The organism is Spirillospora sp. NPDC048824 (assembly GCF_043198455.1).
Taxonomy (GTDB): Bacteria; Actinomycetota; Actinomycetes; order Streptosporangiales; family Streptosporangiaceae; genus Spirillospora.
In genome coordinates this window covers 315,751-331,812 of record NZ_JBICUS010000006.1, presented here as the reverse complement: position 1 = coordinate 331,812, position 16,062 = coordinate 315,751, and the positions used below count along the sequence as shown (strand labels likewise).

Genomic DNA, 16,062 nt, shown 5'->3' with positions numbered 1-16,062 from the left:
GCGCTTGCCTGGGCAGACGAGGCGACCGGGCTCGCCCGGCAGATGAGAGCCCGTTACAGGCCGGATGCCGCGGTGCGGATCGTGGGCAATTTGGCGTACAGGGCCTCGCCGGGGCATTCGGTGGCGAAGCCGTCGCGGTGTCCGGAGATGGCGTTGAAGGCGACCTGGCTGCCGTAGGGGTACTTGCCGGCGCCGTCCGGTGCCTGGGAGGTCAGGGTGACCTTGCCGGCCGGGTTCTGGCCGACGATGCCGAGCTTCCATGCCGAGACCTTGGCGACGGTGTCCAGGACCGCTTGGGCGGGGGCCACGCTGATGTGGGTGCCGAGCACGGCCACGCCGGTGGTGTCGGTGTTGAACCCGTAAGTGTGGGCGCCGTGCACGGGCCGCTCCACCCCGCCGGCCCGTCCCTCGAACAGGGTGCCGCACTTGTCGACCAGGAAGTTGTACCCGATGTCGTTCCAGCCGAGGCTCGTGACGTGGTAGGTGAAGATCGACCGGATCACCTGCGGTGACTGGTCGCAGGTGTAGGCGTTGCCGGTGTCGGTGTGGTGGACGAACACGGCCTTGACGGACTGGTCGTAGTCGGGCGCCTCCTTCACCAGCGACTCGTCCGCACCCCAGTGGGCACGGGAGGTGATCGCCGGACGCGGAGCCGGGTCCGCGGTGGTCTCGGTCGGGCTGGGCGACGGGGGCGCGGGCGCGCTCGGAGACGTCGTCGGGCTCGGGGACTGCGACGCCGTCGGTGTGGCCGAGGCGGTGGGTTCCGCGGCGGTCGGTGTCGGGCTGGGTGTCCGGCTCGGCGTGGGGGTCTCCGGAGCGGGCGACGCGGATGCGGTGGGCTCGGAGGCGGTCGGCGTGGGAGTGGGCGTCTCGCTCGGAGCGGAGGGGCTGGACGTCGGGCTCGGCGAGGCGGTGGGCGTCTCGGAGCCGGTGGGCGACGGGTCGTCGGGCGTCGCGGTGGGCGTCGCGGTGCCCGTCGGGCCGTGCGGGCCCTTGGTGTGGGTCTTCTTCGGGCCGGCGTGCGTAGGACGGCCGCGCCCCTTGCCTCCCGGGTCGACCAGGTCGACCCGCAACCCGTCGGGGAGCTCGCTGCCGGCGCGGCCCAAAACCCGCACTTCGACGCCGTCGGACGGCCCGACCCATAGCGGCGTGGTGCCGCCGCGCGATCCGGAACTCTCCGGCGAACGGGAGTCGGGGGCGTCACCGCCGTCCGTTTCCAGCTTCTGCCACGGCGACCAGGCACCGGTGCCGGCGGAGCGGGTCCTGATCGCCACCGCGCCCTTCAGGTCGGCGCGTACCGCTTCCCAGGTGATGCCGAGCATGCTGAACGACTCGGTCCCGGTGCCGGGAATCCCCGCGGCCGGACGTCCTTTCGCCCAGGGGGCCTTTCCCTGCCCGTGCAGTGCGATGGTGCGCACTTCGCCCTTGACGGGCGCCATGTTCGAGGCGGGTGAGGACGATGTTTCCGCGGGACGCGCCATTCCGTAGGTCACGGCCCCCGCCACGGCCACCGCCCCCGCGGTGGACAGCACGGCCACGCGGCCCCGGGTACTTCCGAACACGACAAAACCTCCAACGATGCCCGACTAAAATTTTCCCCCCGGAAAACGATGGCGAGGACATTAACAGATTCGTCCGCCGGAAACGCGGGCTCCGGCCATCGGCGCGGACCACCGCCGCTACAGCTCCCCCCTTAGGGGATCGCACATAATCCGAGGTCAGAGTCATGTCGTGCTCGGGAGTGTGACACGTCGCCGGCGTCTGACGCTGTCTAAAGAAGGAGGCTTGCACCCGCGAGTCGAATGGTATTGGCTTTCGCGGTCAATCGGCCGCGAGAAGTGGGCCAAAGAAATCTGCTCAACTTCGCTGAAATCGGCTCTGCCGAGCAGCCACACCATCTTTGGATACATTCCGTTACCATTAATACCTGGAGCGTGTTCGTGGCGATTCTCGTCGTCGGCCTCGAAAGGGCCAGGGGTCAGGGTTTCGCGCGCCGGGTGCCATAAAGGTGCACCAGGCCGCGGGTCACGGCGGCCGGCCACCAGGGGGTGGGCCGAACGGGGCCTCGCGCGGCGATGCTGCTTCGGAGTCCTGTGGATCCGTCCGGGCTCCGCGCGGGGTGCGGAATCATTGGCGGATGCTGACGGGGAGGCCGGGACGGTGGCCGGGGTGCCCGCCGCGCGCACCTCGTTCGTCGGACGTGGCGCGGAGCTGGCGGAGATCGAGTCCGCCGCCGGCCGGGCGCGGCTGGTGACGCTCCTCGGCCCCGGCGGGGCCGGCAAGTCGCGACTGGCGGCGGCCGCGACCGGCGCGCCCGCGGAGCGGGCCTCCTCCGCCTTGACGGGTCGCCCTCCGCGCCGCGGTCGGCCCGGAAGGCCCGGTCCGGCTCGCCGGGCAACGTCTTCTGCGTCGTGGACCTGAGCAAGGCCCCGTCCGGGACGAGCTGACCCGCCGGACAGGGCCGTCCCGTGTCGTCTGCGGTCGTGATCTGCGGGTCCGCCCGGCGGGGCGTGGCCGAGGTCTGCGGTGAGCCGCTCTGGGCCGCGCGGTCAGTCCGTTTCGGGCGGGTTGTTGAGGGTGCGGTAGCGGTCCAGGACGCGTTCCAGCTCGCGCCGGTCGCGTTTGGTGGGACGGCCCGCTCCGCGTTCGCGGCGGCCGACCGGGATCAGCGCCTCGCGCGGCGGCGGGGGCGGGCTCTTGTCGATGAGGCATTCGGCGGCGGCGGGCGCCCCGACCCGCTTGCGGATGATCTTCTGGACGACGACGATCCGCTCCCGTCCGTCGTGGCGGAGCCGGATCTCGTCACCGGGCTTCACCGCGGTGGACGGTTTGGCCCGCTCGTCGTTCACGCGGACGTGGCCCGCGCGGCAGGCGGTGGTCGCCATTGAGCGGGTCTTCAGCAGGCGCACGGACCAGAGCCACAGATCGACCCGCACCGTCCCCTCGTCGCCCATGTGTTCCATGATGTCACTCCGGCGCGGGTGCCCGGTTGGCGGTGATCCAGGCGTCGGCGCGTTCCCACTGCGTGTACAGCCAGTCGGTGCGGGCGTCGCGGTCGGCGGGGACGTCCTCGGCGGGGATCCGCCACCAGTGGGCGTGGACGACGCCGGTGAGCGGGACGCGCCGCCAGATGTCGCCCGCGGTGGTCATGTGGTCGAGGCCGATGTGCGCGACGAACACGACGTCGGCGGACGGGGCGGAGTCGAGGGCGGCCAGTACCCCGCCGGGCCGCGGCGGCATCAGGTTCCGCATCCGGGTCGCGCGTTCCGCCTCGTCGGCGCGGCGGAGCCGGGCCAGCCGCCGGATCGCGCGCCGCCGCCGTTCCGGGGTGAAGTTGCCGCCCTCGGGGAAGATGACGAGGGCGTCGCGGGGGCCGAGGCCGGAGGCGAGGCGGCCGATGTCGTCGATGGCGCGGCCGCCGGGCGTGACGAACACGTTCGGCATGCGGTTCGCCGCGATGTCGATGCAGGGGTCGAGTTGGAGCTGCGCCTTCATGACCACGCGGGGCCGCCGCCGGTAGTCGGCGAGCAGATGGTGGACGAGGAGGAGCGCGTCGCCTGGGCCCGCGTGCCGGCTGAGGACGATCAGCGGGCGGTCCTCGCCCGCCGTCCCGGTCTCGGTTTCGCCCTCGATCTCCACGCGGAGGCCCAGGCGCCGCTCCGCGACCGCGTACAGGCCGGCGACGTAGCGGCGGATGATGTCGTAGTGCCGGTCGTCGCGGGCCCGGCGCCGGCACCACAGCCATCCGCATTCCACGACGGCGACCGACTCCCGCGTCCCCCACGCCAGCGTGAACCACAGCAGCCGGGCGACGCGTCTGCGGTCGCGTCCCAGGACGATCGCCAGCGGGTAGGCGACCGGGAACACCACGACGACCAGCACGGTGAGGACGAACAGCAGCGGAGTGAGGAGGAGGCGGCGGACGAAGGGGGGAGGAAGCATCTCACGCTCGTTCTTCGAGGTACTCCAAGGATGCCTGGTAGGCGCGCTCGATGTGAGCGCGGATTCCCGACAGGTTCCGGTACCGCATCTGGGCGAGGTCGACCCCGGCCTTCCGCGGTCTGCCGCCCGCGGGGAGGACGTGCACGTCCAGACCGTCCGGCAGGCTCGACATCTCCTCGAAGAAGCGGTGCCGCCGCGCGATCTCGAACGCGACCATGCCGACCTCCCACGGCCGGCGCGGCGGCGCCAGGTCGCGCTCGATGCGCCCGACGTGCAGGACGTAGATGGTGGTGGCGCCGAGCATGACGGCGCGGCCGACCGGGATGCTGTGCACGAGACCGCCGTCGAAGTAGTGCCGGTCCCCGATCCGGACGGGCGGGAGCAGCCCCGGCGCGGCGGACGAGGCCAGCACCGCCGGGATGAGCGGCCCGCCGGTGAACCAGTGCGCCATCGCCGTCTCGATCCCGGCGGCGACGCACTGGAACGGGACGGCCAGTTCCTCGAACGTCTCGACGGGCAGCAGTTCGCCGAGCATCCGGCGCAGCGGCTCGTTCGAGTGCAGGTGGGTACCGGAGCGGGCGAGCGTCCACAGCCGCGCCCAGACGCGGGCGCCGAACACGTCGCGGACGGAGTCGTCCGCCCACAGGCCGGTGAGCCGCTCGACCGCCGTGCCCGGGTCGGCGGCGACGAACGCGCCGTTCAGCGCACCGATCGACGTCCCCACGACGACGTCGGGGTGGACGCCGTGCTCCTGCAGCGCCCGCAACATGCCGACCTCGTGCGCGCCGAGCACGCCACCGCCTCCGAGCACGAACGCGACCCGCGGCTCACGATCCACCCGCCCTCCTTCGAACGCTGAGGGCAGCCTCTCCAGCGAAACCGGCGGTAAACGGCGTGAACCCGGCGTTTCCACGTGATCTGCGTGATCCGGCGAAGGAAGCGGGCCGGCCGCCTTGGGTGGTGGGCGGCCGGCCCGTCATCCGGATGGGCGTGGCTCAGTGGCGGTGGTGGCCGCGGCGGGTCCGCAGACCGTGGCCGTAGGGGAACAGCGGGTCGTAGTTCCGGTCGCCGACGTTGACGGGTTCCTGGTCCTCGCTGCGGGGCCAGCTCACCGGGAGGCGGCCCTTGAACGGACGCTTGCCGAACAGGACGTCGGAGACGCCCGCGCCCTCACTGCCGGGCAGCCAGGACATGACGAACGCGTCCATGGCCGGAAGCCGGTCGGTGACGATCTGCGGCCGGCCCGCGACGTCGAGGACGACGCAGGTCTCGATCGCGCCGCACACCTTGTCGATGTTGGCCTTGTCGGCGTCGGACAGGTTCAGCGTGTGCCCGTTGCCGACATCGCCGACGCCCTCGGCGTAGGGCGTCTCGCCGATCACGACGATGCCGACGTCACTGCCCGACATCGGCGCGGACGCGTCCTCGCTGTAGGTGACGTGCCCGGAGTTCTGCTTGATGCCCTCCAGGATCGTCGTGCCGGGGATGATGTCGCCGGACTGCCCCTGCCACGTGACCGTCCAGCCGCCGGCCTGGTTGCCGATGTCGTCGGCGTTGGTGCCCGCGACGTAGATCTCCTCGTTGCGCCTCAGCGGCAGCGCGCGGCCGGAGTTCTTCAGCAGGACCTGCGACTCGGCGACGGCCTGCCGGGCGACCGCGCGGTGCGCCGGGGAGCCGATCGTGCCGGCGTGCCTGCGGTCGGTGTACGGCTTCTCGAACAGGCCGAGTTCGAACTTGGCTGTCAGGATGCGGCTGACGGCGTCGTCGACGCGCGACTCCCGCACGCGTCCCGCGCGGACCTCGGCGAGCAGCGTCTCGACGAACTGCGGGGCGCTGTAGGGCTCCATGAACATGTCGACGCCGGCGTTGACGGACGTCCGGACCTGGGTGGCGTAGTCGCCGGGGATCTGCTGGATGGCCGCCCAGTCGCTGATGAGGAAGCCGTCGAAGCCGATCTTCTTCTTGAGGACGTCGGTCAGCAGCTCCTTGTGCGCGTGCATCTTGACGGGGTTGCCGACGCCGTCCTCCTTCCAGTCCACGCTGGAGAACGACGGCATGATGCTGCCGACGTCGTACTTCTGCACGGCCACGGCGTACGGCGACAGGTCGATCTTCGCGAACGCCCGGCGGTCGGTGACCGTGACGCCCTGGTCGATGGTGTAGGTCCCGGTGGTGGACGAGCCGAACACCGTGTCGCCGTCACCGGCGTAGTGCTTGGCCGTCGCCAGGACGTGCCTGGGGCTCTTCAGGTCCCGCTTGTGGCGGCCTTGGAAACCCTCGATGCCGGTCTCCATCTCGATGACGAGCCTCGGGTCCTCGCCGTAGGCCTCGTAGGCACGGCCCCAGCGCATGTCACGGACGACGCAGATGCACGGCCCGAATATCCATTGCGGCCCGGTCGCCCTGGTCTCCGTGGCCGTGATCTGCTGCTGCCGGCGGACCAGGTCGGGGTTGCGGGTCGCGCCCATCGCGATGTTGTGCGGGAACACGGTCGCGCCGACGAGGTTGTTGTGGCCGTGCACGGAGTCGATCCCGTACAGCAGCGGGATCTTCAACCGGGTGGCGAGCGCCTTCGACTGGTAGGCGTCCACCATGTCCGCCCAGCCCTCGGGGGTGTTGTCGGCCGGCACGGAACCGCCGCCCGACAGCACGGAGCCGAGCGCCAGTTCCGTGATCTGGTCGCGGTCCCCGTCGATGGCGCCGCGTTCGGCCTGCGTCATCTGGCCGACCTTCTCCTCCAGGGTCATGCGGCCGAGCAGGTCGCCGACCCGCTTGGAGACGGGGAGCCGCTGGTTCAGGTAGGGGGCGTCGTCCGGGGGTGCCTGGGGAGCGGCGGCCAGCGCGGGTTGCGCCGCGATGGCCGACGGGAGGGCGGCGATGGTCGCGAGCGCGACCAGTGACCGCCCGATCCGGGAGCTGATGACGCGTCTGTGGGGGTGTCGCAAGTCGTCCCTCCTGGGTCTCTTCGAGGACGCCGCGCGGACCGGCGGACCGCGCGCCGGGGCCCGGGGTCATGGCTCGCCCGGACGGCCATGACCCCTGCACCGGTGACGTCGTCACCCAGGAACCTCTACTGCTCCCGCTTATCTGTCAAGAAACCTAAATATTGATGCCCGCGGCCCGTGGAAACCGTGAAAAGGGGGGTTGACGGTGATCGACTCCACACGTTCCGTCAGTTCCGCGGACGGCGCTGGTCAGACGGGGTGGAAGATCATCCAGCCTTTTCCGGCCGCCCGCCGGGGCGCCCCGCACGCGGGCGGGCGGCGGCCCCGTCCGGCACCATCCGGCACCGTGGCCACACTCGGCCGCGTTCCCGGCCGCGCCCGGCATCGGGCGGCCGGGCGCCCGGCCGGTCGGCGGGTGGGCGACTCGGCCGGGCGCGTCGTGATCCGGTGCGTCTCCGGTGCGGCGAGAGGCTACTTCGGCAGGTCGCCGCGGCCTCCGCGGCCGGTCTCCCGCCCGGTCCCGGTCTCCTCGTCGCGCGTGACCTCGACGCGCTCCTTGCGGAGTTCGCCGCGGACCGTCTGCTCGTCCTGCACCTGCTCGGTGCGGACCCGGATGCGCTCGACCGGGACGGTCTCCTTGGCGATGACCGGGCGCTCCTCGTAGAGGATGATCTCCAGGTCGTCCTCGGAGAGCGACACCTCCGGGCTCGGCTCGCCGCCCGTGATCGGCTCGCGGTCGATCCTGAGCTCCTCGTGCGAGACGGGGATCGTGCGCTCGACCATCTCGGTCTCGACCCACTTGTGCACACGGACGTGGCCCGCCTCGTGCCGTTCGGTGCCGATGCGCATCCGCTCCTCCGACCGCGTGATCTCGGTCATCGGGGCCTCCGCGCCCTCGCGCGCCGACTGCGGCGGCATGGCCTGCCGCTCCTGCTTGCCCTTCTCGGGACGTACGGCCATCCCGGCGGCGCCCGCGGCGCCGGCCGCGCCGGCCTTCCCTGCGGCGCCCTGCGTGCCCGCCTTGCCCTCGTCCTTGCGCTCGGCCTTGGCCTCGGTGCCGGTCAAGCGGCGGTCGCCCGTCGTCCCCTGCTCTGCGGTGCCCGTCTCGCCCGTGCGGCGGCCGCCCGGGGGACGGACGCCGTAGTGCCGGTACAGGTCCACGATCTGGGCATGCGACAGGTGCTCGTCCGCGTCCACGTTCGGAGCGCCCTTGATGGTCTCCTTGTCGTACGGGACCTGCAGCATGTCCTGGTTCTTGCGTCCCCCGGACAGGGGGACGAAGCTCTCCCTCATCCCGAACCATCCGGTGTGCACCGTCACCCACTCCGGCGCCCCGGAGTCGTCGTTGAGGTACACCTGCTTGATCGTGCCGACCTTCGTCCCGTTGGTGTCGGTCACGCTCATGCCCATCAGTTCCCGCACCTGCGTCTGCGCCTGCACGTTGAACACCTCCGCTTCCGTGAAACGCTGCCGGACGGCGAGGAGTTGGGGGAGGCGGGGGAGCCCGCCACTCGGTAGCGGTGAATCTCGGTCGGACGTCGGCGACACCGACGTCCTTGTTCTGTTGATCCCGAGTTGCCGGATTACCTGCTGAGTTTCCGAATAGGGTGTCGATAAACCCGTTTACACGATTGTGGTGAACGATTTACCGAAGACTTACCCCCGCCTCCGCGAGACATCTCCGGCATTTTCCAGCGGCACATATCCGTCGCACCCCATTTGCGGACGACGCAAGGCCCATGATGGTGATCATTTTAGAAAGCGGCGGTTTCCTTTTCCGCGGATCGCGCAACACTGCGAAAGGACGTTCCCACACATCGGAGAACTGCTATGCACGGATTCTCACGCGCGTCCCGGCCGGCGGCGGTGGCGGCGGTGGCGGTCGCCTCAGCCCTCGCGTGCACGGCCGGGGCCGGGACCGGGACCGCCGTGGCGGCCGGGCGCTCTCCCGCCTGGTGCAAGCCCGGCGGCACCCTGTCCGCCCGCGCGATGCCGCAGCGGGTCAAGATCGCCGACTGCGACCTGCGCGGCCGGGCCGTGCGCGGCGCGAACGGGCTCACCGCGACCGTCCCGGCCGACGGGACCTCGCTGGTCGCGCACGCGCTGCGCACCACCGGCGGCGCCGAACTGCGCATCGAGGTCGACGGACGCGCGGGCGAGATCACCATCACCACGCGGGGCGGGCGGGTGCCCGAGGGCAGGCCGCGAGGATCCCGTGCGCCGCTGGATCCCTGCGAGGACGGCGTGCACCGCCTCGAACCCAGCAGGTGGCCGAAGGGCTCCACGGTCCAGTGGCGCTACCACCCGGGGACGAACGGGCTGCCCATGACCGGCATCACCCGGGGCATCTCCAACATGGTCGACGCCCGCACCGAATGCGGCGGCGGCCGGTTCACGCCGCGGCCGGACATCGGCCAGGGCTACGCGGGACGATCGGGCAGCGCCCCGAACATCACCGGGAAGGCCGCCTGCGGGACCCGGAACCGGGTCAACACGTTCGGCTGGCTTCCCATGACCGGCACGGAGACCAACGTCCTCGCGGCGACCTGCATCTGGTTCCGGGACAGGACGACGGTCGAGACCGACATGGCCCTGCAGGAGGAAGGAAAGAAGTGGTGGTCGGGCGGGACGTGCTCACCCGGAAGCTACTCGGTCGAGGCGGTCGCGACGCATGAGGCGGGGCATGTCCTCGGCCTCGCCCACGTCGAAGGGGCCGACCACTCCGGCCTCACGATGGCGCCGTCCATCGGGTCGTGCGACAACGGCCCCGCCACCCTCGGCAAGGGCGACTACGACGGTCTGATCGCCCTCTACGGCGGACGCTGAGCGGCGGCGGTCGGCGCGCGCCGTCCAGCGTCCGGCCATCACGATCAGGGTCAGCGGATGCGCTTCTTGTGGTGAAGCGTGCCGATGACGACGAGCCGGCGCCGGTCCGACCCCTTCGGGGTGCAGGTGATCAGCGTGATGTACTCGCCGTCGGGCGCGCTGCGCCGCTTGAAGGGCACCGGCTCCAGGACGCTCCGGTCCCTCGGCTTGATGACGTGCATGCTCCGCGCCTTGTAGACATAGGCCGTCCTGCCGACCCGCAGGACGATCCGGTCGCCGCGCCGCATCCTGTCGAGCTGGTTGAACGGGGCGAGATGGGTCGTCCGGTGGCCGAGCAGCACCGTGTTGCCCTCGTGTCCCGGCAGGGCCGTCCTCGGATAGTGCCCGACGGCACGCCGCAGCACCGAGCCGCCGACGCCTTCCCTGACCTTCACCTTCAAGCCCATCCGCTTGATCCGGATGCGCGCGATCACCGCACCCTTCTTCGGCCGGGCGGGAGCGGCGGCCCGAGCGGACACGGCCGCCGTCTCCGCCTGCGCGTGCGTCTCCGCCTGCGCCTGCGGGACGCCGAGGACCGGCAGGCCGCAGCACGCGGCCAGGGCCGCGGCGGCGAGGGACTTGCGATCGAGCATGGTTCACCTCCATCGGTCTGAATTCCGCCGGCGGGAAGTCCGGCCGGCGGGAAATCCCCGCTGACGGCAAAGGGGGCGGCACGTCTGCCGCCCCCTTTGCCTCACCTCATCGGCCGCGGATCGTCACCCGCGCCGATTCGATGTCTTCAGGAGTTCAGGACCGGGGAGCCGACCTTGACCGGCAGGCCCCCGTCCGTCGGCAGCTTCGGGCCGATGTGCCCCGGCTTGACGTCCACGCCCGGCACCGTCACCGGCGCGGACCGCTTGAGCGAGTCCACGAATCCCTGCACGGCGGGCAGGCCGTCCGCGCTCCGGTAGTCGGGGGCCGACCGCGCCATGCGGGAGCCGTTGGCCCGCATCGTCGACGGCAGCTTCTTCTTCCCGGCGGCGGGCCTCTTCTTGGACGGCTTGTAGACCTTCTCCTTCTTCGGTGTCCGCATGGTGGGCGGCAACTCGTCGGGCCCGTCCCCGACCGATGCGCCGCCCTTGCACTGCGCCTGCGCCAGGCCCAGGACGGCGACGGCGTTGCCGCACACGTTCACCGGGATGCTGATCGGCGCGTACACCTGGTTTCCGCCCAGGATGCTGAAGTTCCCGGAGGTCTTCATCTTCGGGTCCCTGGTGGCACTGCGCTCGACGGACGCGCCGCCCTTGCACTGCGCCTGCGCGGCCCCGAGCACCGAGGCGGCGTTGCCGCACACGTTCACGGGGACGCTGATCGGCGCGTACAGCTGGTTTCCGCCCAGGATGCTGAAGTTGCCGGAGGTCTGCATGCCCCCGCCGCCGCCGTTGCCGCCCCAGCCGCCGTCGTCACCCCAGCCGTAGCTCCGGTAGCCCGGGCCCGAGTCGTAGTGGGAGCCCTTCCCACCGGACGAGACGCTGGCACCGCCCTTGCACTGGGCCTTGCTGAGCCCGATGATCGCGATGGCGTTGCCGCAGACGTCCACCGGAATGCTGATCGGCGCCTTGATCTGGTTGCCGCCGCCGATCGAGAAGTTGCCGGAGGTCTGCATGCCGTCGCCGCCGCCGTGCCGGGCGCCCTCGACCGCGGCCCCGCCCTTCGACTGGGCCTGCGACGCCCCCAGCGCGGCGGCGGCGTTGCCGCTCGCCTCGATCGGGATGGAGATCGGGGTCTCCAGCTGGTTGCCGCCCAGCACGCTGAAGTTGCCGGACGTCGTGTCGGCGCTCGCGACCGCGCCGGAGCCGAAGGCGGCTCCGACGGCGACGGCGCCCGCGGCCACCAGGGCGGCGCGGCCGGTGTTCCTTGCCCACATGCGCATTTGTGTTGCTCCTGTCCTGTTTCGCGATTCGGTGAATCGGTGGTGATCGCTGCGCGGCACCGTCCGGGTGAGCGCAGCTCGCAGCGGCCGGGCGAGGCCGTTGCCGATGGAGAAGGTCAGATGGGAAGCGATCACTTCGGTGATCGGGGACGGGCGGCGCGCCTCAAATCGCGCGGGCCGTCCGGGGACCGGCCGATCCGGCCGGCCGGGGGTTGCTAGTCCGGGACGACCGACGGGCCGCCGGGCGCGGACAGGTCGGTCAGCGCCGTGCGGTGGAAGGTGCCGGACTCCACGGCGGACGGCGCCGCCGGGTACCGGCCGCCGCGAAGGTCGGCGACCGGTGAGAACGGATGGCCGCCGTTGCCGCCGCTCCGCGGGTTGTCCTGCCCCGAGGGCAGCACGGGACCGGGAAGGTGCCCGTTCCCCTGGCATCCCCGGCAGTGGCCCGGCTTCCGGTCCCCCGCGAAGGCGTCGGGCGTGGGCGGCGAATGACCGCTGCGGGCGGCCGTGCCGGAGCCGGGCGCCGCCGCCTCGTCGTCTGCCTGTGCCTCGTTGCCCGCCTGCGCCTCGTCCTCCGCCGCCGGCTGCTCCCCGGCGTCGGGCAGCAGCCCCTTGTCCAGGACCGGCCGCGACCCCGCGATGTCGTGGACGAGACCCTCCACGAGGGGTGCGTCCTGCCGGACGCGGGGCAGCCGCACGCGCGGGACGCCGGCCGCGTCGGCCAGCTCCCTCACCTGCCGGACGGTCCGGTCCTTGCGCTCGAACACGTCATGCCGCCGCGCCTGAAGGAACCGCACGGGGTGATCCCCGATCTCCTGCACACGGTCCGGCACGTCACGGAGGTCACCCTCCCAGGAGCCGGCATGCCGCAGCGGACGGTCGCCGATCTCGCGCACACGCCCGGGCACATCGCGAAGATCGTGCTCCCAGAAGCCGGTCCGGATCGTGCTGTCCGGATGCGTCGGCCGCTGTGCCGCGGACGCGGATGCGGATTCGCTCAGTGCGGACAGGGCGAGCCAGCCCGCGAACGCGAATCCGGCGATGGCCATCAGGCGCACGAGAACCGGGACGAGGGCACGCCGCGGCCGACCCTGGGGGCTTATCGCCCCGCGCTGGATCGGTGCGGGCTGCACTGCCGGTTCTCTCCTCGCGTCGGCGTCCGGATCTGGTCCGGCCGGGCTCGAACGTAGCACCGTGAAACACGTGATCAAGAAGCCATTGTTCTGTCGTCCGGCGTGTCTTCGGATCATTTACCGGCGCATGAATTCCCGTTTTACCGCGGGCGGGATTCCGGCCGCACGATGACTCCTTTGTCGGGCTTTGAAGTTCTGCCCGGTTCCGGACCGCCGGGCGCGGGCGCGGGCGGTCGGCATTCATGCGGAGTTCGGGAGAAGCATGGCGAACGGTATCCCGTACGCTACATTCGGTGAGCGGACGGTCACAGCGGCCGCCCGCCCGAGGAGCGTGCCGATGCCCGACCACTCGCCCGTGCTCGCGCACCTGTGGCCGGCGCGCCATCGCCGCAGCCGCCGCAGCCGCCGGCTCGTCACCCGCACCGACGTCCGCCTCATCGTCGTCCCCAGCGTTCCCGCTGCTCAGGGCACTCGTTCGAGGCGGGTCCTGGCCGGTGCCTGGACGCTGTACTCCCGCTGGGAGTGGACGTCCGCCCAAGCCCGCGCCGAACGCGCACGCCGCAGGGCGCACCCGCCCTGGCGTTGACGTCCCGTCAGGGCGCCGAGCCGAGGAGACCGGCGGGCACCGTCGGTGCGCCCGCCGGCCGGAGGAGGATCCTTCACCGCGTGCGCATGTCCGGCTCCGGGACGGTCTCCAGGCGGCCGGAGGGCGGCCGCACGCGGGGCGTCCGCCGGATGATGTGGTGCGCGATCCGCCGCGCCGCGAAGTCCGCGCCGTGCACGAACCGCATGACCGGGCCGAACGTGGGCGCCGCGGCGAGGCCCGCGAAGTACAGGCCCGGCGCCGACGCCTCGAAGTCCCGGCTGAGCACCGGCGCCCCCAGCCGGGTGGTGACGCGGGCGCGCAGGTCGGGCGAGAGCATCGTGAGCCGCTCCACGTCCGGGACGAACCCGGTCGCGGCGATGACGTGCTCCACCTCCGTCACCAGGCGGCGGCCGGTGCGGTCGGTGGTGGTGAGGGCGACGCCGTCGTCCCGCTCGGCGACCTTGCCGAGGTGCCGGCCCGTCGAGACGCGGACGCGCTCGTCCAGCCGGTCGCGCAGCCACCACGCGCCGGCGGGCGGGAGCGTCTCGCGGACGATCCGCAGCCGCGTCTTCTCCGGCAGGTGGCGGACGAGCCCGGGGCATTCGGCCCACAGCCACGTCCGGTAGCCGGTGCCGAGCCCGGACCGGGGGCCGCCGCGCGCCCTCGTCCACAGGGACCGCCGCTCCTCGGGCACCGTGTTCCAGTCGAGTTCGCGGGTGCGGGCGAGGACGTGCGGCGACGCGCCCGCGTCGGCCAGCAGCACCGCGGTCTCCAGCGCGGACTGCCCGGCGCCGACCACGGCGACCTCCTTGCCGGCGAACAGGCCGAGGTCGCGGTGGGCGCTGCTGTGCGAGACGAGCCAGGACGGCAGGCCCGCCAGTTCGTCCGGGATGTGCGCGAACGGCCCGACGCCGACGGCGACGACGACCGTGCGCGCCGTGATCGTCTCGCCCGTGGACAGCGTGACGAGGTACCCGCCGGGGCCGGCCCGGTCGACGCTCACGACCTGCGCTTCCTCGGTGCCCGGGATCGCGACGGAGGCGAACCAGCGCCCGTAGGTCACGAACGTCTCCAGCGGGATCGGCTGCCCCACCCGCCAGTCCGGGTGGCGTTCGGTGAAGGACATGCCCCTGATCGGCGCCCCCAGGCCGGAGGCGAACGGCTCGGACTTCAGGAACATGCCCTCCGGCATGTTCTCCGCCCAGAACCGCATCGGTTCTCCGATGATCCTGACGTTGAGCCCGAGGTTCTGCAGATGGGCGGCCGTCGACAGGCCGTAGGGCCCGGCGCCGGCGATGACGACGTCACTGGCCGAGTCGCTCATTGTTCGTTCCCCCCTGTGAGTGTCGTGTTACCTGGTGCGGAGCCGCTCGACCGCGCGGAGCACGCTCTGCCGTCCCATCGCGAGGAACGGCGGCAGATCGTCGCCGGCGTACCACGCGAACTCGTCGGCCTCGCGGAGCGGGCGGAGCGTCTCGCGGAGCGGGCGGAGCGTCTCGCGGAGCGGGCGCGGTGCCGCGCGCAGCGGGCGGAGGGTTCCCGCGCGCATTCGCCGGCCTGCGGACCCCTGGAGGTAGTGGTTCTCCACCAGCAGGTTGCGGCCGAACGCGGGACGCGCGTCCGGGACGCGGCGGCCCGACTGGTGCAGGTGCAGGACGTGGGCGAGGTCGAGGCCGTCCCGGTCGGCGAACAGCCGGAACTGCGCGCCGATCCGCGGGTTGAAGTCCAGCAGGTGGTAGACGCCGTCGTCGGCGTCGTGCCGGAAGTCGAGATCGACGAGCCCGCGGCAGCCCAGCAGCCGGACGATCCGGACGGCGAGCCGGTGGAGTTCGGGGTTGGCGACCCACTCCCCCGCGACCGTGTGCCCGGCCTGTGGCGGATGCGCGAGGTGCTTGCGGCCGGTCGCGCCGAACAGGCAGTGGAAGCTCTCGTCGAAGTAGCCCTGGAAGAACCAGTCGCCGTCGGAGGTCGCGATGCGCCGCTGCAGGATGAGGGGGCCCGCGTCGCCGTCCGGGTCGCGGTCGCGGGTGGCGGCGAACAGCCGGTGCAACTCGCCGAGGGTGTACACCACCGCGGTGCTCCGCATGCCGGGGCCGAGCCGCCACGGCCGCGCCCACTTGGCGATCAGGGGAAGGCCGAACTCACCGGCGGCCTCGTCCACATCGTGGGCGGACGCGGGCGTCCGGCTCGGCGGGCACGCGATGCCGTACCGGGCGCACGCTTCCAGCAGCAGCGCCTTGTCGGCGACGCGCCGGGGGACGTCCGGGTCCTGGTGGGGGAAGACGAAGTGGGGCGTCAGCGCGTCCGCGTGCTCGGCGACGAAGATCGCTCCGGCGTCGTCCAGCGGGACGAGCAGCGCCGGCCCGCCGACCCGCTCCCCGATCACCCGCAGGTGGCTCAGCAGCGCGGCCGGCCGCTCGGCGGGCGGCGCCCACGGATGCCCGCGGAAAAGGTAGCGGGAGCGGGACGCGGGATTGCCGCGCCCCTCCAGGATGGCGTGCACCGGGACCCCGGCGCGTCCGAGGCTTCTGATCGCGCCGAGCGTCCCGTGATGGAAAACGTTGCGGTCGGTGCGCAGCAGCAGGACGGGAAGACCGGAATCCAGGTGAGTCCTCGACGGGACCTTCGTATCAACGAACATGCGTTCAGCGGACCCATTCCAGCGGATTGTAAATTTTGGCGTCATCCCGCCCGGTATATTTGTTCGGCGGCGTACGC

At 72.0% G+C, this 16,062-nt stretch carries 13 protein-coding genes; 2 read left to right on the top strand and 11 right to left on the bottom strand.

The features are described from left to right. Positions 1–53: 53 nt before the first annotated feature. The 6 genes from ACGFIS_RS14800 to ACGFIS_RS14775 all read right to left on the bottom strand — a co-directional run bounded on the left by ACGFIS_RS14800 (position 54) and on the right by ACGFIS_RS14775 (position 8,336). Complete coding sequence (locus ACGFIS_RS14800) at positions 54–1,562, bottom strand: peptidoglycan recognition protein (RefSeq protein ID WP_392971113.1); 1,509 nt, start codon at positions 1,560–1,562, stop codon at positions 54–56. 987 nt (positions 1,563–2,549) lie between these two features. Further along, complete coding sequence (locus ACGFIS_RS14795; RefSeq protein ID WP_392911408.1) at positions 2,550–2,963, bottom strand: RNA-binding S4 domain-containing protein; 414 nt, start codon at positions 2,961–2,963, stop codon at positions 2,550–2,552. A 4-nt stretch (positions 2,964–2,967) separates the two neighbouring features. Continuing rightward, positions 2,968–3,942 carry a 1-acyl-sn-glycerol-3-phosphate acyltransferase gene (locus tag ACGFIS_RS14790; RefSeq protein WP_392971110.1) on the bottom strand — a complete coding sequence of 325 codons (975 nt, stop codon included), beginning with the start codon at positions 3,940–3,942 and terminating at the stop codon, positions 2,968–2,970. Position 3,943: 1 nt separating this feature from the next. Then, positions 3,944–4,780 carry a patatin-like phospholipase family protein gene (locus ACGFIS_RS14785; protein WP_392971107.1) on the bottom strand — a complete coding sequence of 279 codons (837 nt, stop codon included), beginning with the start codon at positions 4,778–4,780 and terminating at the stop codon, positions 3,944–3,946. 157 nt (positions 4,781–4,937) lie between these two features. Further along, positions 4,938–6,887 (bottom strand): glycoside hydrolase family 3 protein, encoded by a 1,950-nt coding sequence (locus ACGFIS_RS14780; RefSeq protein ID WP_392971104.1) that lies wholly within the window; start codon positions 6,885–6,887, stop codon positions 4,938–4,940. A 471-nt stretch (positions 6,888–7,358) separates the two neighbouring features. After that, the gene (locus ACGFIS_RS14775) at positions 7,359–8,336 is read right to left on the bottom strand and encodes a PRC and DUF2382 domain-containing protein (protein ID WP_392971101.1); all 978 of its coding nucleotides are present in this window, start codon (positions 8,334–8,336) and stop codon (positions 7,359–7,361) included. 381 nt (positions 8,337–8,717) lie between these two features. On the opposite strand from ACGFIS_RS14775, the gene ACGFIS_RS14770 reads away from it, so the two are divergent. Further along, positions 8,718–9,713, top strand: a complete 996-nt coding sequence (locus ACGFIS_RS14770) for a matrixin family metalloprotease (RefSeq protein WP_392911398.1) — start codon at positions 8,718–8,720, stop codon at positions 9,711–9,713. A 50-nt stretch (positions 9,714–9,763) separates the two neighbouring features. Here the strand turns inward: ACGFIS_RS14770 and ACGFIS_RS14765 are convergent, their stop codons facing one another. The 3 genes from ACGFIS_RS14765 to ACGFIS_RS14755 all read right to left on the bottom strand — a co-directional run bounded on the left by ACGFIS_RS14765 (position 9,764) and on the right by ACGFIS_RS14755 (position 12,674). After that, positions 9,764–10,345, bottom strand: a complete 582-nt coding sequence (locus tag ACGFIS_RS14765) for a class E sortase (RefSeq protein WP_392971098.1) — start codon at positions 10,343–10,345, stop codon at positions 9,764–9,766. Between the two features lie 146 nt (positions 10,346–10,491). Then, complete coding sequence (locus tag ACGFIS_RS14760) at positions 10,492–11,625, bottom strand: chaplin family protein (protein ID WP_392971095.1); 1,134 nt, start codon at positions 11,623–11,625, stop codon at positions 10,492–10,494. A 215-nt stretch (positions 11,626–11,840) separates the two neighbouring features. Next, a complete protein-coding gene (locus ACGFIS_RS14755; protein WP_392971092.1) occupies positions 11,841–12,674 on the bottom strand; it encodes a hypothetical protein in 834 nt (277 codons plus the stop codon). Between the two features lie 421 nt (positions 12,675–13,095). On the opposite strand from ACGFIS_RS14755, the gene ACGFIS_RS14750 reads away from it, so the two are divergent. Then, positions 13,096–13,344 carry a hypothetical protein gene (locus ACGFIS_RS14750; RefSeq protein WP_392911389.1) on the top strand — a complete coding sequence of 83 codons (249 nt, stop codon included), beginning with the start codon at positions 13,096–13,098 and terminating at the stop codon, positions 13,342–13,344. A 73-nt stretch (positions 13,345–13,417) separates the two neighbouring features. Here the strand turns inward: ACGFIS_RS14750 and ACGFIS_RS14745 are convergent, their stop codons facing one another. Continuing rightward, a complete protein-coding gene (locus ACGFIS_RS14745) occupies positions 13,418–14,668 on the bottom strand; it encodes an NAD(P)-binding domain-containing protein (protein WP_392971089.1) in 1,251 nt (416 codons plus the stop codon). A 27-nt stretch (positions 14,669–14,695) separates the two neighbouring features. Next, positions 14,696–15,985 carry an ATP-grasp domain-containing protein gene (locus tag ACGFIS_RS14740; protein ID WP_392971086.1) on the bottom strand — a complete coding sequence of 430 codons (1,290 nt, stop codon included), beginning with the start codon at positions 15,983–15,985 and terminating at the stop codon, positions 14,696–14,698. Between the last annotated feature and the right edge of the window lie 77 nt (positions 15,986–16,062).